Origin of the sequence: Chitinophaga sp. W2I13, assembly GCF_050434005.1 — a bacterium.
Lineage (GTDB): Bacteria > Bacteroidota > Bacteroidia > Chitinophagales > Chitinophagaceae > Chitinophaga.
This window is the reverse complement of sequence record NZ_JBNPWD010000001.1, coordinates 2699750-2722046: the sequence shown is the minus strand read 5'-3', so window position 1 is coordinate 2722046 and position 22297 is coordinate 2699750. Positions and strand designations below refer to the sequence as shown.

20 protein-coding genes are annotated in these 22297 nt (G+C 46.0%); 8 read left to right on the top strand and 12 right to left on the bottom strand.

From position 1 onward, the window contains the following. Positions 1 to 168: 168 nt before the first annotated feature. Positions 169 to 1245, top strand: a complete 1077-nt coding sequence (locus tag QFZ48_RS11065) for an AI-2E family transporter (RefSeq protein WP_370908839.1) — start codon at positions 169 to 171, stop codon at positions 1243 to 1245. Here the strand turns inward: QFZ48_RS11065 and nadD are convergent, their stop codons facing one another. Genes nadD through paaA form a run of 5 tightly spaced genes read right to left on the bottom strand, consistent with a single transcriptional unit; the run spans position 1246 to position 4578 of the window. Next, the gene (gene nadD / locus QFZ48_RS11060; RefSeq protein ID WP_370908840.1) at positions 1246 to 1923 is read right to left on the bottom strand and encodes a nicotinate (nicotinamide) nucleotide adenylyltransferase; all 678 of its coding nucleotides are present in this window, start codon (positions 1921 to 1923) and stop codon (positions 1246 to 1248) included. Next, positions 1898 to 2392 (bottom strand): 1,2-phenylacetyl-CoA epoxidase subunit PaaD, encoded by a 495-nt coding sequence (gene paaD / locus QFZ48_RS11055; RefSeq protein ID WP_429043057.1) that lies wholly within the window; start codon positions 2390 to 2392, stop codon positions 1898 to 1900. The genes nadD and paaD overlap by 26 nt, the downstream gene beginning before the upstream one ends. A 3-nt stretch (positions 2393 to 2395) precedes the next feature. Next, complete coding sequence (paaC, locus tag QFZ48_RS11050; RefSeq protein WP_429062274.1) at positions 2396 to 3157, bottom strand: 1,2-phenylacetyl-CoA epoxidase subunit PaaC; 762 nt, start codon at positions 3155 to 3157, stop codon at positions 2396 to 2398. Then, positions 3154 to 3522: a hypothetical protein gene (locus QFZ48_RS11045; protein WP_429043062.1), complete on the bottom strand. Its 369-nt coding sequence runs from the start codon at positions 3520 to 3522 to the stop codon at positions 3154 to 3156. The genes paaC and QFZ48_RS11045 overlap by 4 nt, the downstream gene beginning before the upstream one ends. A gap of 57 nt (positions 3523 to 3579) precedes the next feature. Further along, positions 3580 to 4578, bottom strand: coding sequence for a 1,2-phenylacetyl-CoA epoxidase subunit PaaA (paaA, locus tag QFZ48_RS11040; RefSeq protein ID WP_429043065.1), 999 nt, complete (start codon positions 4576 to 4578; stop codon positions 3580 to 3582). A gap of 162 nt (positions 4579 to 4740) precedes the next feature. Between paaA and QFZ48_RS11035 the strand changes: the two genes are divergently transcribed. Next, the gene (locus QFZ48_RS11035) at positions 4741 to 5394 is read left to right on the top strand and encodes a hypothetical protein (protein ID WP_429043068.1); all 654 of its coding nucleotides are present in this window, start codon (positions 4741 to 4743) and stop codon (positions 5392 to 5394) included. 52 nt (positions 5395 to 5446) lie between these two features. Then, a complete protein-coding gene (locus tag QFZ48_RS11030; protein WP_429043069.1) occupies positions 5447 to 6892 on the top strand; it encodes a S41 family peptidase in 1446 nt (481 codons plus the stop codon). A 46-nt stretch (positions 6893 to 6938) separates the two neighbouring features. Here the strand turns inward: QFZ48_RS11030 and QFZ48_RS11025 are convergent, their stop codons facing one another. The 4 genes from QFZ48_RS11025 to QFZ48_RS11010 all read right to left on the bottom strand — a co-directional run bounded on the left by QFZ48_RS11025 (position 6939) and on the right by QFZ48_RS11010 (position 12357). After that, on the bottom strand, positions 6939 to 7871 hold the full coding sequence (locus QFZ48_RS11025; protein ID WP_429043072.1) for a M28 family peptidase: 933 nt from the start codon (positions 7869 to 7871) through the stop codon (positions 6939 to 6941). A 44-nt stretch (positions 7872 to 7915) separates the two neighbouring features. Further along, positions 7916 to 10048: a ferrous iron transport protein B gene (gene feoB / locus QFZ48_RS11020; protein WP_429043075.1), complete on the bottom strand. Its 2133-nt coding sequence runs from the start codon at positions 10046 to 10048 to the stop codon at positions 7916 to 7918. A 177-nt stretch (positions 10049 to 10225) separates the two neighbouring features. Further along, a complete protein-coding gene (locus QFZ48_RS11015) occupies positions 10226 to 11983 on the bottom strand; it encodes a PspC domain-containing protein (RefSeq protein ID WP_429062272.1) in 1758 nt (585 codons plus the stop codon). Positions 11984 to 12018: 35 nt separating this feature from the next. Beyond that, entirely contained in the window at positions 12019 to 12357 is a 339-nt protein-coding gene (locus QFZ48_RS11010; RefSeq protein ID WP_079471462.1) for a PadR family transcriptional regulator, read from the bottom strand. Between the two features lie 383 nt (positions 12358 to 12740). On the opposite strand from QFZ48_RS11010, the gene QFZ48_RS11005 reads away from it, so the two are divergent. From QFZ48_RS11005 to QFZ48_RS10995, 3 genes are all read left to right on the top strand, one after another. After that, entirely contained in the window at positions 12741 to 13034 is a 294-nt protein-coding gene (locus QFZ48_RS11005; protein ID WP_370908849.1) for a hypothetical protein, read from the top strand. A 208-nt stretch (positions 13035 to 13242) separates the two neighbouring features. Continuing rightward, positions 13243 to 14892 (top strand): SulP family inorganic anion transporter, encoded by a 1650-nt coding sequence (locus QFZ48_RS11000; RefSeq protein WP_429043083.1) that lies wholly within the window; start codon positions 13243 to 13245, stop codon positions 14890 to 14892. Positions 14893 to 14974: 82 nt separating this feature from the next. Continuing rightward, positions 14975 to 15652, top strand: coding sequence for a carbonic anhydrase family protein (locus tag QFZ48_RS10995; protein ID WP_429043085.1), 678 nt, complete (start codon positions 14975 to 14977; stop codon positions 15650 to 15652). Positions 15653 to 15774: 122 nt separating this feature from the next. Here the strand turns inward: QFZ48_RS10995 and QFZ48_RS10990 are convergent, their stop codons facing one another. The 3 genes from QFZ48_RS10990 to QFZ48_RS10980 all read right to left on the bottom strand — a co-directional run bounded on the left by QFZ48_RS10990 (position 15775) and on the right by QFZ48_RS10980 (position 19079). Continuing rightward, positions 15775 to 16911: a methionine aminotransferase gene (locus QFZ48_RS10990; protein ID WP_429062269.1), complete on the bottom strand. Its 1137-nt coding sequence runs from the start codon at positions 16909 to 16911 to the stop codon at positions 15775 to 15777. A gap of 99 nt (positions 16912 to 17010) precedes the next feature. After that, entirely contained in the window at positions 17011 to 18102 is a 1092-nt protein-coding gene (locus QFZ48_RS10985) for a mannose-1-phosphate guanylyltransferase (RefSeq protein ID WP_370908853.1), read from the bottom strand. Between the two features lie 2 nt (positions 18103 to 18104). Further along, on the bottom strand, positions 18105 to 19079 hold the full coding sequence (locus QFZ48_RS10980) for a KpsF/GutQ family sugar-phosphate isomerase (protein WP_429043091.1): 975 nt from the start codon (positions 19077 to 19079) through the stop codon (positions 18105 to 18107). A gap of 156 nt (positions 19080 to 19235) precedes the next feature. Between QFZ48_RS10980 and recQ the strand changes: the two genes are divergently transcribed. Beyond that, complete coding sequence (gene recQ, locus QFZ48_RS10975; RefSeq protein WP_370908855.1) at positions 19236 to 21437, top strand: DNA helicase RecQ; 2202 nt, start codon at positions 19236 to 19238, stop codon at positions 21435 to 21437. Between the two features lie 20 nt (positions 21438 to 21457). Beyond that, positions 21458 to 22225, top strand: a complete 768-nt coding sequence (locus QFZ48_RS10970; RefSeq protein WP_429043095.1) for a DUF3050 domain-containing protein — start codon at positions 21458 to 21460, stop codon at positions 22223 to 22225. Positions 22226 to 22297: the final 72 nt, after the last annotated feature.

Sequence of the window (22297 nt, the reverse complement as noted above, 5' to 3'; positions counted from 1 at the left end):
GAGGTGCAACAAACATTATTCCATAAATGACAATTGAATAAAAAGCTGTGTTAAACCTCCGCCAAATAAGAACAAGCTCTCCGTAATTTTGTTTAGGGTTTATAAAAGTATAACGGTGCGGCCGGTCTGTTTTTTGACATACCGGATAATTACACGATATTATGTACTATGAGCTATCTTGACAACGACCGCCTTAAACAAATTGGCTTTTTACTCCTGATCCTATTTCTTGCTGTGCTCCTGTTTATGGAGATGTTCACCTTTTTTCCCGGCTTCCTGGGAGCTGTTACCCTGTATGTAATCAGCAGGAAATGGATGTTCAAACTGGTAGAACAACGTAAGTGGAGAACAAATCTTGCCGCTGCACTGCTGATGGTACTCTCCTTCCTGGTGATCCTGCTGCCCATAGGCATGCTGATAAACATGCTCGGGGCCAAAGCCGCTTATGCCGCCAACCACTCCACAGAACTCATCAACAGCCTCAAACAAACCAATGCCCGGCTGGAAAATAGCCTGGGATTCGGCCTGCTCACCGCAGAACGGCTGCAGAAAATACAGGAAAATATCACCGCCTTTTTACCCGGGTTCCTGGGCGCTACCTTCAATACGCTTACTACCATTGCCCTGATGTATTTCATGCTGTATTTTATGCTGGTAAACGGCCGGAAAATGGAAGAGAACCTCTATGAGTATATTCCCCTGAAAGATAAAAATGTGGAAAGACTGGGTAAAGAGTTCAACACTTTGGTAATTGCCAATGCCGTAGGTATCCCCCTCATTGCGGTGGTACAGGGTGTCATTTCTCTGATCGGCTATTTAATTTTTGGAATCCCCCAGCCTTTTTTCTGGTTTGTGATCACCTGTTTTACCGCAATGCTGCCGGTGATAGGCGCCGCCGCTGTGTATGTGCCACTGGGAGTTTATTTACTGGCTTCCGGCAGCACCTGGCAGGGCATAGCGGTGCTGGTGTACGGATTCGGCGTGGTGGGCACCTCCGATAACGTTGCGCGGATGTTGCTGGCAAAGAGAATTGCAGACGTCCATCCCCTCATTACTATATTCGGTGTAATCATTGGCGTTAGCCTGTTTGGCTTCATCGGCCTGATTTTCGGCCCGTTACTCATCTCTATGTTTATCCTTTTGCTGGATATTTACGGAAATGAGTTTGTGATAAAAAGAAGGGATATCGCGCAGAAGAAACCGGCCACCGATACAGATGTCCGCGATACGCCCGGAACAAGGTAATCAGCGGTAATAATTATTTTCGGAGATATAATTAATCACATTATCAGGTACCATAAAACGGACAGATTTTCCTTCTTTCAGCCATTTTCGGATATCTGTAGCGGAGATGTCCAGCATAGGCGCATCCAGTATTTCGATCCGGGCGCCAAAGGTGTCTGTTATTTCATGCCCCGGCCGGCGGTAAACATAGATCGGATAATTTTTCACGATCTGTTCGTAATTTTTCCAGCGCGGTAAATTCTGAAAGCTGTCGCTTCCCATAATGATGGCAAATTCCTGTGTTGGAAATTTCTCCTGCAAATACGTGAGCGTGTCCACTGTATAGGACGGCCGGGGTAACGAAAACTCAATGTTGCTGGCCCGCAGCCGCACTTCGTCTTTGATGGCCAGCTCCACCAGGTGAAAGCGATCATGTTCATTCAGCAGGGCCGACTGTGGTTTCAGCGGGTTATGCGGCGAAACCACCAGCCATACTTTATCAAGATCAGTATTGTGCGCTACGTAATTGGCAATGATCAAATGCCCCGTGTGTATAGGATTAAAAGACCCAAAATACAAGCCTATTCTCATGTTTTCATCGTATAAATTGCCAATGGCTACTTCATAATGCGTGTAAAAATAGGTATTTATAGCGGGAACATGGAAATAAGGCTTATTCCAGTGGTTTGAATTGCTCAAACACCTGGCCGCAGTTCTTGCAAAAATGGATCGCACGGCACAACGTAGAGCCGAAAGGAGAACGTAAATAAGTTTGTTCGCTGCCGCAATGCGGGCAGGGAACCTCCATCATAAGTTCTGCGCTTACCTCTCCCGTCAATACTTTGGGAGGGGCTATGCCAAAGGTTTTCAGCTTTTCCTTGGCGGCAGGCGTCATCCGGTTGCTATGCCAGTGCTCCTGTTTGTCCACTTCAACGCTAACGGCTATACCAAGTTCTTTTTCCAGCACTGTTTTAATGTTATGCCGGATATAACTCACCGCCGGGCAGGCCGCAAAAGTGGGAATCATTTTAATATGCACCGCCGAGTCATTCAGATCCACACCGGTGATCATTCCCAGATCCACTACGCTCAATACCGGGATCTCCGGGTCCATCACCGTTTCCAGTGCTGCATATACATCGGCTATCGTAATTGTTTTGGAAGACATCATTTACCAGCTGGCCTCCGTATCCAGGTTAAACACTTCACTCATTTCTCTCAATAAAGGCTGCAGGTGCGGCGTATGAAGTCCATGACGGCCGCCATACACCGGAACAATAGCACTTATCTCCGGCAGGTTCAGGGAGGCCTTTACCAATACCGGGTAAATCCGATCCAGCCAGCGATGGTACAACGCCGTTTCACCAGGATATACCTTGTCTACAATCAAAGCCTCTTCATATAGCTGCGAGGGTTCAAAAATTCCCGCCGCCAGTGCAATCGTTTGGTCGAGCGCCTGCTGCATACGGTCGTAGCTTTCTTCTCCCGCCCGGCTCAGTTGCATAATCCATGCATTTGCATGCAGCGTATGATATTTCAGCTCCCCCTTTACTTTTTTGCTCAATAGCCGGAAAGGTTCATAACTGCTGTCCTGTAAACTTTCATAACGGACTGATTCGGCCAGGTCAAATAAAAAGTGCCGCATCAGGCTGAAATCATATTCACCATTAGGCATCTCTACCAGGTGCGACGACTTGAATTCTTTCTCCGGACGGAGAAATGCAAATGTATCCGGATCTTTTCCTCCGAGATCTTCATGAAGCATGCGATACAACGCCCATGCATGGCCTATTTTGTCCTGCGCCATGGAAGAAAAAGCAATATCTTCTTCCATCACAGGTCCCAATCCCGTCCACTCAGAATTACGATGTCCCTGAATCAGTTCATCGTCTGCCATTTTTATAATCAGATCTGTTAGTGCTGCGTTGTTCATTTGGATTGTTTGAATTTATTGATCTTCTCCATCACTTTAAAGCCACTGGCATCCCGGTAGGTTTTCTCCATATTGTTGGCAAACATATCTTCATCTTCCACATCAAAGGCCAGGATGTCTGCACTTTTCACGACCCAGAGATTGACACATTTTTTCCGGCGGGCAAATTGCTCTTTCGCAAATACCAGCGCCAGCTGCGGGTCCGGCGCATGTACACAGCCCACGTGCTCATGATGCGCGCCTCTCTTCTCCTGGTGAAATACCTCGTATATGTTCCAGTTCTCTCCCTCCTCCACTTTCACTACTTCCCCGGCCTGGCCCAGTTTCAGCCTGTTTACACGGGGATCTAAAGAATCGTTCGACATGAATATTTGAATAGTTTTAATGATAAAGTTTGATGCTGCTATTTCTGCCGGCACATCCTAGGCCACCGGCAATACCCGTTTTTCTGTTGGTTTCATGAGCGCTTTGCGTACCCAACGGCCCTTTTCTTCTGCCCACTTGCGCACTTGCAGCCGTTCCATATTACAGGGTCCGCCGCCGTTAATCACCCGGAAAAACTCATCCCAGTCGGGGTCCGTATATTGCCAACGGCCTGTCTCCACATTTTTGCGCAGCGCCGGATCCGGCAGGGTGAGCCCCAACTCCCAGATCTTAGGTACATAGGACTCCAGGAATTGATTCCGCATATCATCATTACTCGCCATTTTCACTTTCCATTGCATCAGTTTTTCACTATGACTGGAACTTTTGTCCGGAGGGCCAAAGAAATGCATAATAGGCTGCCACCAGCGGTTAAGGGCATCCTGCAGCATTTCCTTCTGCGCCGGCGTACCCGTTGCCAGTTCAATAAACGCGTCATGGCCCTGTTTGAGATGGAAGCTTTCTTCGTAACAAATACGCTCCAATGCCCTGCAATAGGGACCATACGAACCCTTGGCATTGGCAACCTGGTTTACAATGGCTGCGGCATCAATCAGAAATCCGATAACAGCCACATCTGCCCAGGTCTCGGCCGGATAATTAAATACGTTGGAGTACTTGGATTTACCGCTGAGCAGGTCATTAATCATGGCTTCCCTTGATTTGCCGAGTGTTTCGGCCGCATTGTACAGTAACTGCCCGTGCCCTATTTCATCCTGCACTTTGGCGATTAGCGCCAGTTTGCGCTTGAAGCCCGGCGCCCTCGTAATCCAGGTGCCTTCCGGTAATGCCCCGATAATTTCTGAGTGAGCGTGTTGTTCAATAAGGCGTATTAACTGCCTCCGGTATTCCACCGGCATCCAGTCGCCGGGTTCTATCTTTTCCCCTCTGGCAATACGTTCCTCAAAAGCAGCGAGCTTTTCCGGCTCATCATGCTGCTGTTCTTCCCGCAACTGATTTCTGTTGGGTTCGTCGAAAATATATCCACCGCCGTACATAGTGCGATTGTTTTGGTCGCTAGTAAATTACGGAAAAAAGACCGTTTCAGCAGGAATTGATTGTTAAAACAGCGGTATTCAAATGTTATAGAATCGCCAAATTTTTCCGTCATGAAACAGATAGCCGGCCATTCCCTTAATTTTATTACCTTCTAACCGATAATGCTGTCTGCTGCTACCATACTGAGCTTTTTGCTATTGTTCACCGGACATAAAAATCCACGCCCGGAGGGCCGGCATTATACCGTCATACAGCTGAATTTCGAAGAAAAACAAACGCCCGCACCGCCCGGATCCGATACTATTTATTATGATTTCGAAAGAAAACTGCAATGGGAGGATTTTCAGGCAAAGCCTTCGCCTAACGGCCCCAGTGCTGCAGTTTCCTACACCAGCTTTGCCTATGAGGGCAACAGCAACCTCGTAAATGATACCCTCCGGATCACGCTAAACCTTCAGGTGTTCTTTATAAAAAGCGCGTCGTGGGTAAGGCCGGAAGCAAGGAACAGCTATGCCCTGGCACATGAACAACTTCATTTCGATATTACCCGCCTGGTGGTAGAACGGTTTAAACAGAAGCTCCGCCAAACCGCATTGAACCGCGACGACTACGATAGTATCATACAATATCAGTACCTTCAGTCTTTCCGGGAGATGAACCGCCTCCAGTACCGTTTCGACCAGGAAACCCATCACGGACTGAATGCTGCAGAACAGATCCGCTGGCGGGATAAAGTAAATGTGGGCCTGAAAAACAACGGCGTGCTTCCGGAAGAACTGGGTATTGAAGGCATTAACTTCAGACCCATACAATAACAACCCGTTTTAACGTTTATTCATAGCGGTTATGCAGCATAAAAAAGGATCTATGCAACCAAATAACTTTTACCACTCATTACTCACTGGCTTAGTGCTCATTTTTTTGATGTCTGCCTGTAATAAAAAGGATAGTAATACCCCGCGAAACCGCGGAGGTGATGGCGTAACCGGCTCCGTCAACGACAGCGTCTTTTTCATCGCGAAAGATATATACCTCTGGAACGACGTTTTGCCCGACTCGGCAACGTTCAAACCCAATCAATATGCAAATCCGATCGTGCTGTTTAACGCATTGAGAACCTATAAAAAAGACGCTTCCGGCAATAACCTCGACAGGTACAGCTTTGTAGACAATGGCGGCACTTCCAGGGCCCTACAGGAAGGGATTGCGGGCGATATGGGCTTTGAAGTAGGCTATCAAACGGACTCCACCTTGTTTGTGGTGTATGTATACCCCGGCTCTCCGGCCGGTAAAGCCGGTATTAAAAGGGGCTGGCAGTTAATTGACGTAAATGGGGTCACCCGCTTCAGGGTAAACGACGGTACTACGGATAATATGCTGAATACTGCCTTCGGCAGTGCCAGTGCCTCCTGGGGTTTCCGTAAACCAGACAACACTACCCAGCAGTTTAATTTAAGCCGTGTAGATTATAAGTTGAATCCTATTCTTTATTCTCACTTATATGACTTTAACGGCAATAAAATCGGCTACTTTGTTTTTAATAACTTCGTAGCATTATCTGACGTAAAAGCGCAGATAGACTCAATTTTTGACGCTTATACAAAGGCAGGAGTAAAGCAGGTGGTTATTGATCTGCGATATAACGGCGGTGGGCTGATTGAAACGGCGGAATATCTTGCCAATATCCTGGTGCCTGCGGCCAAAAGCAACACCACCATGTATTCCCAGTATTTCAATAACAACGTGAATACTAATAATTACGGCCCCTACTTCAAATACATGAAGGCCGTGCCTTATTATCCCAGCGTAAACTGGTCGGATATCTTCTACAGCGAAGCCACTACCTATAAAACAGCGAAGTTCCAGAAAAGCGGCGCACTTGCCTTAAACAAAGTTACATTCCTGGGTACACGTAATACCGTATCTGCCAGTGAACTGCTGTACAATGTGCTGAAACCGGTAATGACCACCAAGCTGGTAGGAAGCAACACTTATGGCAAACCTGTTGGTTTCATTAATATCTCTTTTGGTAAATATGATATGTACGCTGTTAACTTCCAGACAAAAAACTCAGCTAACGAAGGTGATTATTTTAGTGGCCTTCCGGCAGATATAAAAGCAGAGGATGATTTCTCGCTCGACTGGGGCGCCTTCAGCGATCCGTTATTACGTGCGGCACTCATTGATATGGGAGTTGACGCCGGCTCACTGGGACGCGCGGCAAAATTAAACGGAAACAGGCTGGCTGTAACACCCGCCAACAGGCTGGAATCCACTAAATTTAAAGGGATGATACAAACCATCCACCAATAATATTTACTGCCGGTAGTTTCTTTTGCGGAACTACCGGCCTTTATTTTTACATCGTTTTAGCGCCGCTGTATTTGTTCTCCGGCATATCGCTGTCCAGCTTCTTCACCACTTCCAGCACCGCCTGTACTGCCCTGTAATAGAAAGAATGATTAATGCGGGAATATTCATCAGAGAGATGATGGTAATCCGGGTGATCTTCCACGCCAAAGTACAGGAACGGGATCTTTTGTTTAAAGAATTCATACTGATCGCTCTGTTTCGTCCAGTCGTCTGTACCGCTTTCCGGTTTATCATGACCTGCTATCAGTTTCACGCTGCTGCGCGCAGCCACATCATCGGTATACTTCTTCAGATCCGGAAACTGGAATGTGCCACATACATACAGTTCATTTTTGTCGTTATGGGCAATCATATCCATGTTAATATTCTGCCGGATTTGTGTAAGCGGCACCGGGGCCTGTGCTACAAAGGCTTTAGCACCCTGGAGTCCTTCCTCCTCTCCATCAAAAGCGGCGAAAATAAGGGTATAACGGGGCGGGTGCGTTTTAAAATAAGCAGCCATTGCCAGTAATCCGCCTATGCCGGAAGCGTTGTCGTCTGCGCCGTTATACACAGTGTCCGCCCCATTCGTTTTGGAGGTAATACCGAGATGATCATAATGCGCAGAAATAACAATCACTGTATTCAGCTTACCGGGAATATAGCCGTACAGGTTAGTGCCCATGATTTTCTTATCTCCTTCCTGGAAATAGAAGGGATATTCGTAGGTATCGTGATAAGCGGATAACCCAATTTTTTTGAAGCGGTCGAGGATATAGAATTGCGCCATACGGCTGCCGCGGGTACCTGTTTTCCGGCCTTCCATCTTATCTGCGGAAAGCGTTTTCACATCTTTCATCAATTGCATGGAATCAACGGAAGTTTGCGCCATCACAGGCAGCGCAAAAAGCAGGCAAAAGCTGTAACAAAGCCATTTCATAAACATTGCATTTATGGTTAACTATACCTGCAATGTACAAGATATTATTTGAAGATATTAAAGATGATCAAACTGCACACATAGGCCAGTGCTGTCATGTAAACAAGCTGTATCAGCGGGTATTTCCATGATTTGGTTTCACGTTTTACAATGGCCATCGTACTCATACACTGCATGGCAAACGCATAAAAAATCATTAAAGACAACCCTGAGGCCAGCGTGTATACCGGCGCACCATCAGGCCAGGTAGCCGACGACAGTTTTTCCCGGAGGGTAGCGTTATTGTTATCAGGATCTTCTCCCACACTATAGAGGGTAGCCATAGTACCCACAAACACTTCGCGGGCGGCAAAAGAGGTGATCAGTGCAATGCCGATTTTCCAGTCAAATCCCAGCGGACGGATGGCCGGCTCGATGGCATGACCGAGTACCCCTGCATAGGAATTGGATAATTTGGCAGATTGAAATTCCTTATTCAACACCGCTGCTTCGGGAGATTCAGCAGGCACTTTCGCGAGAAGTTGTTCATATTTGGCATGTACCGGTTCCATTCTGCTGGCAGGACCATAAGAAGCCAGGAACCAGAGGATTACAGATATTACCACAATCACCTTACCGGCGTCTTTCACAAATATTTTCGCTTTCTCCACCATGGTGGTTCCCACATTGGCCCAGCGCGGGGAGCGGTAAACTGGTAACTCCATGATGAAGTAACTCTTTTCTTTGATGCGTACAAACAGCTTCATGATAGCCGCAATGAAGATGGCCATGAAGAAGCCCAGCAGGTAAAGCCCCATCATAATAAGTCCCTGCAGGCCAAGAATACCAAAGATCCGCTTGTCGGGGATGATCAGCGCAATCATCATGGTATAAATAGGCAACCTTGCAGAACAACTCATTAAAGGCGTTACCATAATGGTGATAAGCCGTTCCTTTTTATTCTCAATAGTACGGGTGGCCATGATAGCGGGTACTGCACAAGCCACTCCGCTGATCAGCGGCATCACTGACTTTCCGTTTAATCCCACCTGCCGCATCAGGCGATCCGTCAGGAAACTGATACGGGCCATGTAGCCGGTATCTTCCAGTATGGTGATCAGGCCAAACAGGATCATGATCTGGGGAATAAACACGGCAAAACCGCTGATACCAGCCAGGATCCCATTGATGAAGAAGTCGGTAACTTTATTATCGGGGAGGATATTGCTCAGCCATCCGCTCAGTGCGCCAAAGCCGCCTTCGATCCAGTCCATGGGGTATGAAGCCAGCCAGAAAATGCTTTGGAACAGGAGGAACATCACTACCAGCAGAATTACGTATCCCCAGAAACGGTGCAGCAGGAGGTCGTCTATTTTTTCAGAACGCAATTGCTTCTGCAGCGGATCATTTTCCACTACCGTCGCTTTCATGATATGTTTGATCCGGCTATACCGCTGCATGATCTCTTCGGCCTGGATCTTTGTTTTATTAAACTGGTATGTTTCCAGCGCGCTATGAATCGCCTTTTTCTGTGTAATGTCTATAAAAGGCAGATCGTCTACGTTAACGGCTATATGTAAAGCGCCGTAATCACTTTTCACCGGTACTGTTTTACGTACTTCGTCAATCACGTCTTTAGCCAGCGCGTTGTTATTAATAAAATCCCTGGGAGGAGTGCTGTAATGGGAACGCATCGACAGGTCTATTACTTTCTTGATTTCCGTAACCCCTTTATTTTTTCTTGGATTGATGGCTACTACGGGCACGCCAAGTTCCCTTTCCAGTCCGTCCAGGTCTATCTCCACACCCTTTTTACGGGCAATGTCCATCATGGTGAGGGCTATAATGACCGGGATTTTGAGATCGATGATCTGGGAACAGAATAACAGGTTACGTTTAAGGTTGGAAGCATCCGCTACAATGATCACAAGGCGGGGGGTATCTTCGTTTTGCTGGTTAATCAGCACATCATAGGTAACATATTCATCGGCGCTTTTTGGATACAGGCTATAAGTTCCCGGCAGGTCGATAATATTGGCTGTTACGCCTGATACTATCTGAGCTATCCCGGTTTTTTTATCTACCGTTACACCCGGAAAATTACCCACCTTCTGGTTTAAGCCGGTGAGCGCATTAAAAAGGGAACTTTTACCACTATTCGGATTACCTACCAGCGCGATGTTTATGGGAGCCTGCATTCCTTATCTTATCCTATTTATTAATATTAATTGCTGAAGATGCAAAGTTAAACATTAATCAGCCGGCGGAATGATCCGATCGGGAAAATCTCAGAATGGTAATTTGCCGGAAAAGATAAAGCGAAAACAGTGGCTTGTTTTCGCTTTATCTTTTTAAAAATTAATTATTTATATAGATTAACTGTGAAACATGTTAATGAGGGAATAAGCCAGGAAAGATACATCGCCTTCGATGGGCTGGTTCTTTTTCACCGCTTTAACTGCATTTTCAGCGGCGGGTCCCTTGTAACGGTAGCCTTCATTGGAAGAGTCGGTATTCGCCTTTTCCGGCACCGGTTTCTTTTCGTTGACGTCGTCGGTACCATCGGGTGTCATTTTCAGGTTGAATGGTCCGGGCTGGTCATTATCGAAATCGTTATCCCAGTCGCCATTGTCGTTACGGTCGTACCGGCTAAAGTCATAGTTACGGTATACTTCGCGATCTATTTCAATATTCTTTCCTACCGGTACTTTAATGGTTACTGTAATACGCTGACCGCGGTACTTGGAGTGCGGTGGCAGGGAAAACCCTTCCGGCAGGTACAATACAGAGTCCTGTTGGTTCAGGTGGAACGCTATATCATGAGCCAGCATTTTTGCCTGTTGAACGGTACGGCCCCTGGAAAAGCGGGATACATCTACCGAGAAACTGTCGGTCAGGCTTTTTTCAACCCTTATCCGGATGTAGTTAATCAATACGGTATCGTCTGCGATCAGTAAGTGATCATCAAAGAAACTGATGTCATCGCCATTGATTTCAGACAGGATACCAGGCGTTCTTTTCAGTATCAGCTTGCCTTTCGATGGCTGTTGAATGGTTATTGCTTCCGTTTCTGTTGCCGGTCTTCTGAAATCTTTTACAAAGGACGTAGCAATGATGGCGGCGAAAGTCAGTCCAAGTAACCACAGGAAGGTTAAGGTATAACCTGCGTAGCGGTTGCCTTCTTTTACGCCGGTGAGTTTACGGATGATGAATATAACCAGTGCAACAATCGGGATGCCTATGAGCAATCCAACTGCAGGCCATAACAATGCGCTTTGCACCGGGGCGCCGAGTAACAGATCCTTGATGGGAAAAAGGGCCGCGGAAGTGGCTGCAATGGCTATTCCTGCCACTATCAGGCAGATCAGCATCACTACAGCGAAGAAGTAAAAGAACCCTTTGGTAACAGCTACCAACACTTTACCTAATCCACTTGCCAGGCTCACAAAAAAGCGTTCGATATCACTACCTACCTGCTTGCCGCGGCCCTGAGAAAAATTTCGGATATCATCTCCTACATTTTTCACCTGGCCTTTCATATGATTTAATTCTTCCTGGATGGTGGACTTGATGGTGTTCAGATCCACCTTCTCTCCTCTCATTTCCAGCTTTTCCGCTGCCGTGTCGGCAGACGGAGTTGCTATCCAGAGGATGAAGTATACAAGGATACCGGTGCCGAAGCCACCAATCGCCAACAGGGCGAATATGATACGGAAGATCACCGGATCGATGTTGAAATAAGCGCCTAGCCCGCTACATACGCCACTCAGCACCTTATTTTCCGGATCGCGGTACAGGCGTTTGCGTGGGCGGGGAATATATCCTGCAAACGGATCGTCTTCCTTTGTTTGTTGAGTGCTTTCGCCGGCAGCGTCGTCGAATTGCTCTGGTGTACCCATGGAAGCTTTTACTGCAATTACATCTTCATCAGTAATACAATGAGCGCCTTTTTTCAATTTATCCTGGAATATTTCAGCAATGCGGCTTTCAATGTCAGACACGATTTCATCCCCGCCTTCCTCTTTCGAGAAATATTTTTTCAGGCTCCCGAGATACTGATTTAGTATCTCATACGCGCTATCCTCGATGGGGATAAGGCGGCCTGAAAGGTTTATGTTGATTATCTTTTTCATTACCAGTTGATTTTAGGTTTTAGGTTAGTCTTCCTTTACAGGGGTGTACTATTTTGTGTTAATTGATGCACCGCATTGGCCAGTTCGTTCCAGGTACTTTCCAGTTCTTTATAAAAGGTTTCCCCTTTATCTGTCATGGAAAAATACTTCCGTGGGGGGCCTGAGCTGCTTTCTACCCAGCGGTAAGTGAGTAATTCCGCATTTTTCAATCTTGTTAATAAAGGATAAAGAGTGCCCTCCAGGATATCCAGCTTTGCTTCCTTCATCTTTTCGATGATATCTGAAGGGTAAGCTTCTCCTTGCTTAATGACGGACAATATGCAAAACTCCAGCACTCCCTTCCTCATCTGCGATTGTGTGTTATCAATGTTCATGGCAAGTGAGCTTTAATGTTTTTTTTCTAATGGTGGTTTCTGATCAGTTATTAAAGTGTTTGATAGCTATTCTTTCAACTTTACGATACAAAAATAGGAAACTTTTACTACTATGCAATACACAATACCATAGAAAGCAAAATAACTTGTTTAGAACGTTACCCGGCAAAGCCTACAAAACTCAATCCAGATGCGGACCTTGTAGAAAAAACGGGTTATAACACTTGTTACAGGATAATGATGACCGGTTTTCAGCCGGGATAAACGGAAAGGAACAGTTGGGGCCGCCTTTTTATGTTAAAATCCTTTAACATTATTTTAATTGGGATTATTTACTATTTATGGTTAACCTCTATTACATTTGCATTAAGCGTATTATACACATGAAGAAATTAATTGGCATATTCCTGCTGGCACTGATGGTGTCACAACTGCTTCCGATCAAGGAAGTAGGGAAGCTGCTGTTTAATAATCAGATTGTGGAAGAACACCCGGTTGATTGTGGTGGCGATCATATAAAGATTGCGAAAGAGCTGAAATTTTGTAAGCAGTTTGACGAGATCCAGTTTAATCCATTGCTCATTCTTGGTATTTTACAATATCATTTAATGGAAGATATTCCCAGCAACCCTGCTCAGGAAATACACGCCCCTCCTCCCAATACGCACATCGCGTAATTTCGTTTTGCAGTTGTCATTACAACAGCTGTTTTTCTATTTTATTTATTACTGATTTTTTCAAACACTGCCCGTGCTACGTGTATCCATTAAGGCGATACCTGTATGTAGCCGTTAACGGGGAGTACTATTATATCATTGTAGCTTCCACGGTTGCAGCATTGGCTGCTATCCGGAAGTGTGATCCCTCAACGGAAAAGCAAATTTTATGAACAAGCAAATATCAATATTCTCCAATATAAAAGGCGATTTTTCAGCCGGCCTTGTTGTTTTCCTCATTGCGGTGCCATTGTGCCTGGGAATTGCCCTGGCCTCAGGAGCGCCCTTGTTTGCCGGTATGATTTCCGGTATCATCGGTGGCCTGGTAATCGGCTTTTTAAGCGGCTCGCAATTGAGTGTAAGTGGTCCTGCAGCAGGTCTTACCGCTGTTGTACTGGTGGCTATCACCAAACTTGGCGCCTTCGATGTATTCCTCCTGAGCGTGGTAATAGGCGGCGCCATTCAGCTTATACTGGGATTAATTAAAGCAGGAACGGTAGCCAACTACTTCCCTTCCAATGTAATCACAGGTATGCTTACCGCTATTGGTATCATCATTATCCTGAAACAGTTACCGCACGCATTTGGCTATGATGCCGATTCGGAAGGTGATTTCAACTTTATTCAGGTAGATGGCGAAAATACTTTCAGTGCCCTGCTTTCCACGATTAACCACATTAATCTTGGCGCAACATTGATCACCATTATCTCCATTCTCATTATTCTGTACTGGAGTAAGATCCCGAAGCTCAATGTAGTGCCAGCGCCACTGGTAGCAGTAATTACCGGCATATTGCTGAATACAGCATTTTCCGGCAGTGAGCTGCTGGCACTGGGATCTAATCACCTGGTAACTTTACCGGTAGCCGGTAGTTTTGGTGATTTCGTGAACCAGTTCACGCTCCCGAATTTCAACGCCATCACTAACAAAGATGTTTGGATTACCGGCGCTACTATAGCAATAGTAGCTTCCGTGGAAACCCTGCTGAATGTGGAAGCCACCGAAAAACTGGATCCCCTGAAACGCCATACTTCTCCTAACCGGGAGTTGAAAGCACAAGGTATTGGTAACATGATCAGTGGCTTAATTGGCGGTTTACCAATCACCTCTGTAATTGTACGCTCCAGCGCTAATATCAATGCCGGTGGTAAAACCAAACTGGCAACAATGACGCATGGTGCATTATTACTGGTTTGTACGGCCCTGATCCCTGCATTATTAAATAAAATTCCGCTGGCTACCCTGGCGGCAGTATTGCTAGTAACTGGTTACAAATTGTGCAAAATTTCCATTTTCAAGGAAATGTTCAAAAATGGTAAGTACCAATGGGTGCCTTTTGTTGTAACCGTATTAGCCATCGTGTTTACCGATCTGCTGGTAGGTATTGCATTGGGTATGGTTGTAAGTGTGCTCGCCATTTTACGTGGTAATATGAAAAGCTCTTACTATTTCCGCAAGGAAAAATACCACAGTGGCGACAGCATCCGCCTGGAACTGGCACAGGAAGTTTCTTTCCTGAACAAGGCCAGCATCCTGCTTACGCTGGATCATATGCCTGAAAATATTACACTGGTGATTGATGCACACAAAACTGCTTATATCGATTTTGATGTATTGCAGACCATCCGCGAATTCAAAGACATCAAAGCGCCACAAAAAAATATCAAAGTAATCCTGACGGGATTTAAATCCGTGTACAACATTCAAAATACACCAGACCTTTCTGTTGAAGAACAGTCGAGGCTGAATTCCCCGCAGGTACACACTATTTCTTCCGGTAACCATAAAGAGTTACTGAAAGAGCTGCAGTTAAATTAAAGGCAGGTACCTCTTTAATGTAAAAACGTAACGGAAACCATGCTTACATCCGTTCATTTTTCAATTTCAAAAAATGACAATTATGAAGACACTGAATAAAATATCTCAAGCCAATATATCTCCTAAAAAAGCACTGGAATTGCTGCAGGCCGGTAACACCCGGTTTGTGGAAAACCTTCGCCTGAACCGCAACCTGCTGCAAATGGTGAACGATACTTCCGACGGACAATGGCCCATGGCGGCTATCGTCAGCTGTATGGACTCCCGTACCTCTGCAGAGCTGATCTTTGATCAGGGATTGGGCGACATCTTCAGTATCCGTTTAGCCGGCGCCGTTATTTCCGATAATGTACTGGGCAGCCTCGAATATGCCTGTAAGGTAGCTGGCTCCAAATTCATCGTGGTGTTGGGCCATACAAAATGCGGCGCGATCAAGGGTGCCTGCGATTCCATTGAAATGGGTAACCTCACCGGGCTGTTAAACAAAATAGCCCCGGCTGTATTTGCAGAGAAAACTATTAAACAGGACCGCAACTCCCATAACGGCGAGTTTGTGGAAGCGGTAAACGCGATCCATGTACAACGCTCTGTGCAGGCCATTATGGAACAAAGCAACATTCTCCGTGAAATGATCCAGAAAGGAGAAGTAGGTATTATAGGCGCGATTTACGACGTAGAAACCGGGATCGTAAGCTTTATGGAGCAAACGCTGATCCTGGAAAATAACATACCGGAAGGAGCAACAGCAGTAGCTGTTTAAGCTGTCCGCCTTTTATAGAAGAGAATAAATTTGCTTTTTCATAAAAAGAGGGAGACTCTGATAACACGTTAGATCAATTATTTAAAGGCATTGATCTGGCTGTTATCAGCGGTCTCCTTTTTTTATATCTGTTGCAACCGCGCGGCAGCCTGTTCCAGCGTAGCCTGTTTCTTCGCAAAGCAAAACCGGATGACATGATCATCTTTCCCATCCTGGTAAAACGCAGATACAGGGATCACCGCCACTCCAAATTCTTTGGTCATACGGATCGCAAAATCCTTATCCCCTTCATCTGATATACGGTCGTATTTCATCAGCTGGAAATAGCTTCCCTGGCTGGCCAGCGGGGTAAAACGGGTACCTTTCATTAATTCAAGGAAATAGTCTCTTTTCTGCTGGTAAAACGCCGGCAACTCCAGGTAATGAGATGGCATTTCCAGGAATTTTGCCAGTCCGTACTGCATGGGGGTATTTACAGAAAAACAAAGGTATTGGTGCACCTTCCGGTACTCCTTCATCAGGTGCTCCGGCGCTACACAATAGCCCATTTTCCAGCCGGTATTATGAAACACTTTTCCAAAAGAGAAGGTAACAAAGCTATTCCTGAAAATAGCGGGATAACGCAATACGCTGTGATGCTGTGCGCCGTCGAAAACCAGGTGTTCATATACTTCGTCTGATAATACGATCAGGTTAAACTCATCCACCAGTTTTTCCAGTTCCTGCATATCATTTTCCTGTAAGATGCTCCCTGTTGGATTATGCGGGGTGTTCAGCATAATCATCCTGGTGCGGGGTGTGATTTTACTTCTTACCTCGTCCCAATTGATCCGGTAGCCCGGAAATGAAAGGGAAATGAGCACAGGTACTCCACCGTTTACTAATACATTGGGAATATAGCTGTCGTATGCCGGTTCAAAAATGATCACTTCATCACCCGGATGTATACACGTAGCAATGGCCGTAAAAATAGCATAGGTGCCCCCGGGTGTAATGGTAATTTCCGAATCGGGATGTACCTGCTGCTGGTAAAGACTACTGATTTTTGTGGCAATAGCATTACGCAACTGCGGAAGGCCCGGCATAGGTGCATATTGGTTATGCCCTTGCTGCATGGCTTCATTTACCATAGCTTTCAGTTCATCACTGCAGTCGTAATCGGGAAATCCCTGGGAGAGGTTAATTGCCTGGTGGGAAGCCGCCAGTGCGGACATGACGGTAAATATGGTGGTGCCTACGTTGGGCAGTTTTGAGATCATTGCCGGATTTTTTGATATTGAAATTCAGACATCTGCTGGTGATAAAGTCTTTTCAGCCACTAAATATCTGAATTTCAATATCAAAAATCACAAAAATATTTACAGGAACTTCTCGCCTTTGTTGCGCTTGATTTCCCCTACATATTCTTTGATCTGTTGTTCATTTTCTTTTTTGCAGATGAGCAGTACATCGTTTGTATCGATTACGATGAACTCATCCAGGCCCTGTAACAGCACCAGTTTATCGTTAGGTACTTTCACCATGCATTTGGTCGCGTCTATCACCACCACGTTTTTACCCTGTACTGCATTGCCGAGGTAATCCTTTTCGAGGTTCTCATAGGCGGAAGCCCAGGTACCCAGATCACTCCATCCGAAATTGGCGGGGATCACATATACGTTGCTGGCTTTTTCCATGATACCGTAATCGATAGAGATATTGGTACACTGCGGATATACTTTCTCCATTACCTCTTTTTCCTGGGGGGTATTGAGTGCGGGTGTAGCCTGTTCAAACAGTTCATCTATCTCCGGAAGATATTGTTTAAAAGCTGCCAGGATAGTTTTTACATTCCATACAAAGATGCCGGCGTTCCAGAGGAAATCACCGCTTTGCAGGAACGTTTTGGCCAGTTCCAGGTTGGGCTTTTCTGTGAAGGTTTTCACCTGGTATACGTTATCCGCCACGTGTTGTGGTTCAAACTGGATATAGCCGTAACCGGTATCCGGGCGGGTAGGTTTGATTCCCAGTGTAACCAGGGCGCTGTTTTTCTGCACAAACAGCAGTGCATTTAAACAGGAATTGGTAAACGCCGGTCCATCCATGATCAGGTGATCTGCCGGGGCACAAATAATGTTGGCCAGCGGGTCCTGTTTATGGATTTTATGGGAAATGTAAGCAACACAGGGAGCTGTATTTTTACGGGATGGTTCGCTCACAATATTGGCTGTGGGCAATTCCGGCAACTGATCACTCACCTTGCTGTTATATTGATGGTGGGTTACCACGAATATATTTTCCTTTGGGATGAACTGCGCGAAGCGTTCATAAGTCCATTGGAGCAGGGTTTTTCCTGTGTTCAGGATATCCAGGAACTGCTTGGGATTGTCTGTGCGGCTATGGGGCCAGAACCGGCTGCCTATTCCCCCTGCCATTATTGCCACGTAAAAATGGCTGTTCAGCTGTGTCATTTCTAAATAATTCCTTCTCTGATTAAATCATGTAAGTGAATAATACCTTGATACCGTTCACCGTCCATTACCAGCAGTTGGGTAATATCGTGCTGGCGCATCATCTCTAAAGCGTTGATGGCCAGTTGATCCTGCTGGATCATTTTCGGGTGAAGCGACATTATATCTTTTGCCGTTACAGCTGCTGTAGGAACATCTTTCTCCAGCATTCTGCGCAGGTCGCCATCTGTAATGATACCCTGAAGTAATCCATTTTCATCCACTACGGCAGTAACACCCAGCATTTTGGATGAAATTTCCACAATCACCTCTCTCAATGAGCTGTTTGCTGATACCTGCGGGGCTTTGTGCTGTTTGCTGAGATCCCCGACCTTAAGGTACAATTTCTTTCCTAAAGCGCCTCCGGGATGGAACTTGGCAAAATCTGCAGCAGTAAATCCGTGCCATTCTATCAGGCAAACGGCCAGGGCGTCTCCCATCACCAGCTGTGCCGCCGTACTGGTAGTGGGCGCCAGGTTATTTGGGCAGGCTTCCTTACTAACCGTGGTATTAAGTACAAAATCGGCTTCCTGGGCTAAAAACGAGCTGGTATTCCCCACCATGGCAATTAAAGTGTTGCCAAAGTTCTTCACCAGGGGAACAAGCACCTTTATTTCGGCGGAAGTACCGCTTTTGGAGATGCACATTACCACATCTTCCTCGCGGATCATGCCCAGATCTCCGTGGATGGCATCTGCTGCATGCATGAAAAGGGCCGGCGTACCGGTAGAATTAAATGTAGCCACTATTTTCTGGGCAATAATGGCGCTTTTACCAATGCCTGTCACCACCAGTCTCCCCTGGCATTGAGCGATCTTTTCAACAACTCTTTCAAAATCTGCATCTATAAAATGCTGCAAATCATTAATAGCTGATGCCTCCATCGCAATTGTGCGCCTGGCTACCTGTCCTATATTGATAGTTTGATTCCTTTTCATGTCGATTTACAAATTTATCATTTTTTAACCAGCACTGGAGCGGTCAAGTAATTTATATTGATACTCCGCGCTTTTTTAAGTAACTTCGTGTCCCCTAAAAAACATATAAATATATTTCGTCATTTGTTGGTTCTTTAGAGTTAAAATTTGAATGCAATGGCTGTTGTTAAGGAACGTTTGATGGATGCATTACGCGAACACTTCGGGTTCGATTCCTTTAAGGGAAATCAGGAAAAAATTATAAATAGCATCCTCTCAGGCAAAGATACTTTTGTGATAATGCCAACCGGCGGAGGTAAATCATTATGCTATCAACTACCGGCGCTGATGAGGCCGGGTTGTGCGCTAATCGTTTCACCCCTTATTGCGCTGATGAAAAACCAGGTAGACCTGGTTAGAGGCTATAGCAGTAAGGACAATGTGGCACATTTTCTAAACTCCACCTTATCTAAGGCGCAGATCAAGAAAGTGCGGGCCGACCTGACGGCGGGAAAAACCAAGCTGCTCTATGTAGCTCCGGAAACCCTCACCAAACAGGAAAACCTCGATTTCTTCAAGGAATTGGAAATCTCTTTTATCGCAGTAGATGAGGCACACTGTATTTCTGAATGGGGACATGACTTCCGGCCGGAATACCGCCGCCTGAAGGAAATGATCGACCAGATCAGCGATAACCTGCCCATTATTGCCCTGACCGCTACTGCTACCCCGAAGGTGCAAAGCGACATCGTAAAGAACCTGTGTCTGAACAAGGCCAATATCTTTATTTCTTCCTTTAACCGCCCAAACCTGTATTACGAAATCAGGCCCAAACGCAAAAAGGATCAAACCATCAAGGATATTGTTAAGTTCATTCATCAGCATAAAGGCAAAAGCGGTATCATTTACACGCTGAACCGTAAAACCACCGAGGAACTGGCGGATATGCTGGTAGCCAACGGCGTTAAAGCGGTAGCCTACCATGCCGGCCTGGACCCTACTACCCGGGCACAACGCCAGGATATGTTCCTGCATGAAGATACTGAGGTAATTGTAGCCACCATTGCATTCGGAATGGGAATCGACAAGCCCGACGTACGGTTCGTGATCCACTACAACATTCCTAAAAGCCTGGAAAACTACTACCAGGAAACCGGCCGTGCCGGCAGGGACGGACTGGAAGGACATTGTATCTGCTACTACTCCCATAAGGATGTGCAGAAACTCGAACACCTTATGCGCGATAAGTCGCTCAGCGAACGTGAAATGGGCGCACAGCTCATTAACGAAACCGTTGCATACGCCGAAAGCGCCGTATGCCGCCGCCGGGTTATCCTTCACTACTTCGGAGAACATTACGAAACGGAGAATTGCGGCCAGTGCGATAACTGCCGTAACCCGAAAGAAAAAATAGAAGTCAGAAACCGCGTGGTGATCATGCTGAAAGCCATCCGCTCCCTCGAAGAGCGCTTTGGCAGCGAATATGTGATCAATATCATCACCGGGAAAACCAGCCCCCAGATCAGCACCTACCGTCATGATAAACTGGAGGTGTTTGGAGAAGGAAAAGAATTTGACGCGCACTTCTGGAACTCCCTGATGCGCCAGATGATGCTGGAAGGACTGATAGAAAAAGATATTGAGGAATACGGCCTGCTTAAAGTAACCGATAAGGGCGCCAAATTCCTCAAAAAGCCCTACTCCATCATGGTTGCACTGAATCACCAGTTTGATGAAGACACCCTGGATGAGGAAGAGGAAGCCGCCGCGGAAGCACAGGCATCTGCAGACCCCGCATTGTTTGAAATGCTGAAGGAACTGCGCAAGAAAGTATCCAAGGAAAAGAACCTTCCCCCATTTGTTATCTTCCTGGAAACTTCCCTGGAAGATATGGCCACCCAATACCCTACTACCGTTCAGGAACTGGAAAAAATCCAGGGCGTGAGCAAAGGGAAAGCTGTTCGCTACGGCAAACAGTTCCTGGATGTAATCACCAAATACGTAGAGGAAAATAATATCACCAAGCCGGACGATTTCGTTATGAAAAGCGTGGTGAATAAAAGCGGGATGAAAGTATTTATTATCCAGAATATCGATAAGAAAATACCGCTCGAAACCATTGCTAAAAATAAGGAACTCTCCCTCTCCCAGTTACTCGACGAAATGGAAACCATTGTTGCCAGTGGTACCAAACTGAACATCGATTACTGCCTGGATGAAGAACTGGATGATTATGCACAGGATGAAATCATGGAGTATTTCAAAGGCTGCGAAACTTCCAGTCTCGCCCTGGCCAGGGAAGAACTGATTGAAAATGATTATTCGCTGGAGCAACTGAAGCTGATGCGTATAAAATTCCTGGTGGTATACGGCAACTAGTCCGGCTATAAGTACAACAGATGAGCATTAAACAAATACAGGAAACGATTGCTTCCGGGAGGGAGAAAGTAGTATCACACCCGTTATACGCGGAGCTGCAAACATTGGATGATGTTCGCACTTTTATGCAGTATCATGTATATGCTGTATGGGACTTCATGTCTTTATTGAAAGGACTGCAGCAACAACTCACCTGTGTAAGCGTGCCCTGGGTACCCGTGGGCAATGCCGCTACCCGTTACCTGATCAATGAAATTGTTACCGGGGAAGAAAGCGACGTAGATAAAGAAGGTAACCGCTGCAGCCATTTTGAACTGTATGAACGCGCCATGCAACAGGCTGGCGCCGATACCAGCCCGATAGAGGCGATTATAGCTGATATAAAGGCTGGAAAGCCTATTGAAAGGATGCTGGCCACCGCCGACCTTCCTGAGGCCATAAAGGGTTTTCTTAGCTTTACATTTGAAGTGATTGCTACCGGTAAGGCACATATTATGGCAGCGGTGTTCACCTTTGGCAGGGAAGACCTGATTCCCGACATGTTCCTCGCACTGGTAAAAGACCTCGATCAGAAGTTTCCGGGCAAGCTGGATACCTTCATTTATTACCTGGAAAGACACATAGAAGTAGACGGTGACCACCATAGTCAACTGGCCATGCAAATGGTCAATGAATTATGTGGCACGGACAAAAATAAATGGGATGAAGCTGCTGAATACGCCCGCCAGTCGCTGTATTGGCGGCATGAACTTTGGAGCAGTATTCTCAGTGAAAAAGTGATTTCGTAAAATTTTCTCAAAAAAATTTTGCAATTCGAAAGAATGTATTACTTTTGCAATCCCCTCACGAGAGAGGGCAAT

What these genes read in the sequence shown, in the direction of transcription:
- QFZ48_RS11065 (WP_370908839.1), top strand. Translation starts at nt 169, where the DNA reads ATGAGCTATCTTGACAACGACCGCCTTAAACAAATTGGCTTTTTACTC.
- paaD (WP_429043057.1), bottom strand. Translation starts at nt 2,392, where the DNA reads ATGTCTTCCAAAACAATTACGATAGCCGATGTATATGCAGCACTGGAA.
- paaC (WP_429062274.1), bottom strand. Translation starts at nt 3,157, where the DNA reads ATGAACAACGCAGCACTAACAGATCTGATTATAAAAATGGCAGACGAT.
- QFZ48_RS11045 (WP_429043062.1), bottom strand. Translation starts at nt 3,522, where the DNA reads ATGTCGAACGATTCTTTAGATCCCCGTGTAAACAGGCTGAAACTGGGC.
- paaA (WP_429043065.1), bottom strand. Translation starts at nt 4,578, where the DNA reads ATGTACGGCGGTGGATATATTTTCGACGAACCCAACAGAAATCAGTTG.
- QFZ48_RS11035 (WP_429043068.1), top strand. Translation starts at nt 4,741, where the DNA reads ATGCTGTCTGCTGCTACCATACTGAGCTTTTTGCTATTGTTCACCGGA.
- QFZ48_RS11030 (WP_429043069.1), top strand. Translation starts at nt 5,447, where the DNA reads ATGCAACCAAATAACTTTTACCACTCATTACTCACTGGCTTAGTGCTC.
- QFZ48_RS11025 (WP_429043072.1), bottom strand. Translation starts at nt 7,871, where the DNA reads ATGAAATGGCTTTGTTACAGCTTTTGCCTGCTTTTTGCGCTGCCTGTG.
- feoB (WP_429043075.1), bottom strand. Translation starts at nt 10,048, where the DNA reads ATGCAGGCTCCCATAAACATCGCGCTGGTAGGTAATCCGAATAGTGGT.
- QFZ48_RS11015 (WP_429062272.1), bottom strand. Translation starts at nt 11,983, where the DNA reads ATGAAAAAGATAATCAACATAAACCTTTCAGGCCGCCTTATCCCCATC.
- QFZ48_RS11010 (WP_079471462.1), bottom strand. Translation starts at nt 12,357, where the DNA reads ATGAACATTGATAACACACAATCGCAGATGAGGAAGGGAGTGCTGGAG.
- QFZ48_RS11005 (WP_370908849.1), top strand. Translation starts at nt 12,741, where the DNA reads ATGAAGAAATTAATTGGCATATTCCTGCTGGCACTGATGGTGTCACAA.
- QFZ48_RS11000 (WP_429043083.1), top strand. Translation starts at nt 13,243, where the DNA reads ATGAACAAGCAAATATCAATATTCTCCAATATAAAAGGCGATTTTTCA.
- QFZ48_RS10995 (WP_429043085.1), top strand. Translation starts at nt 14,975, where the DNA reads ATGAAGACACTGAATAAAATATCTCAAGCCAATATATCTCCTAAAAAA.
- QFZ48_RS10990 (WP_429062269.1), bottom strand. Translation starts at nt 16,911, where the DNA reads ATGATCTCAAAACTGCCCAACGTAGGCACCACCATATTTACCGTCATG.
- QFZ48_RS10985 (WP_370908853.1), bottom strand. Translation starts at nt 18,102, where the DNA reads ATGACACAGCTGAACAGCCATTTTTACGTGGCAATAATGGCAGGGGGA.
- QFZ48_RS10980 (WP_429043091.1), bottom strand. Translation starts at nt 19,079, where the DNA reads ATGAAAAGGAATCAAACTATCAATATAGGACAGGTAGCCAGGCGCACA.
- recQ (WP_370908855.1), top strand. Translation starts at nt 19,236, where the DNA reads ATGGCTGTTGTTAAGGAACGTTTGATGGATGCATTACGCGAACACTTC.
- QFZ48_RS10970 (WP_429043095.1), top strand. Translation starts at nt 21,458, where the DNA reads ATGAGCATTAAACAAATACAGGAAACGATTGCTTCCGGGAGGGAGAAA.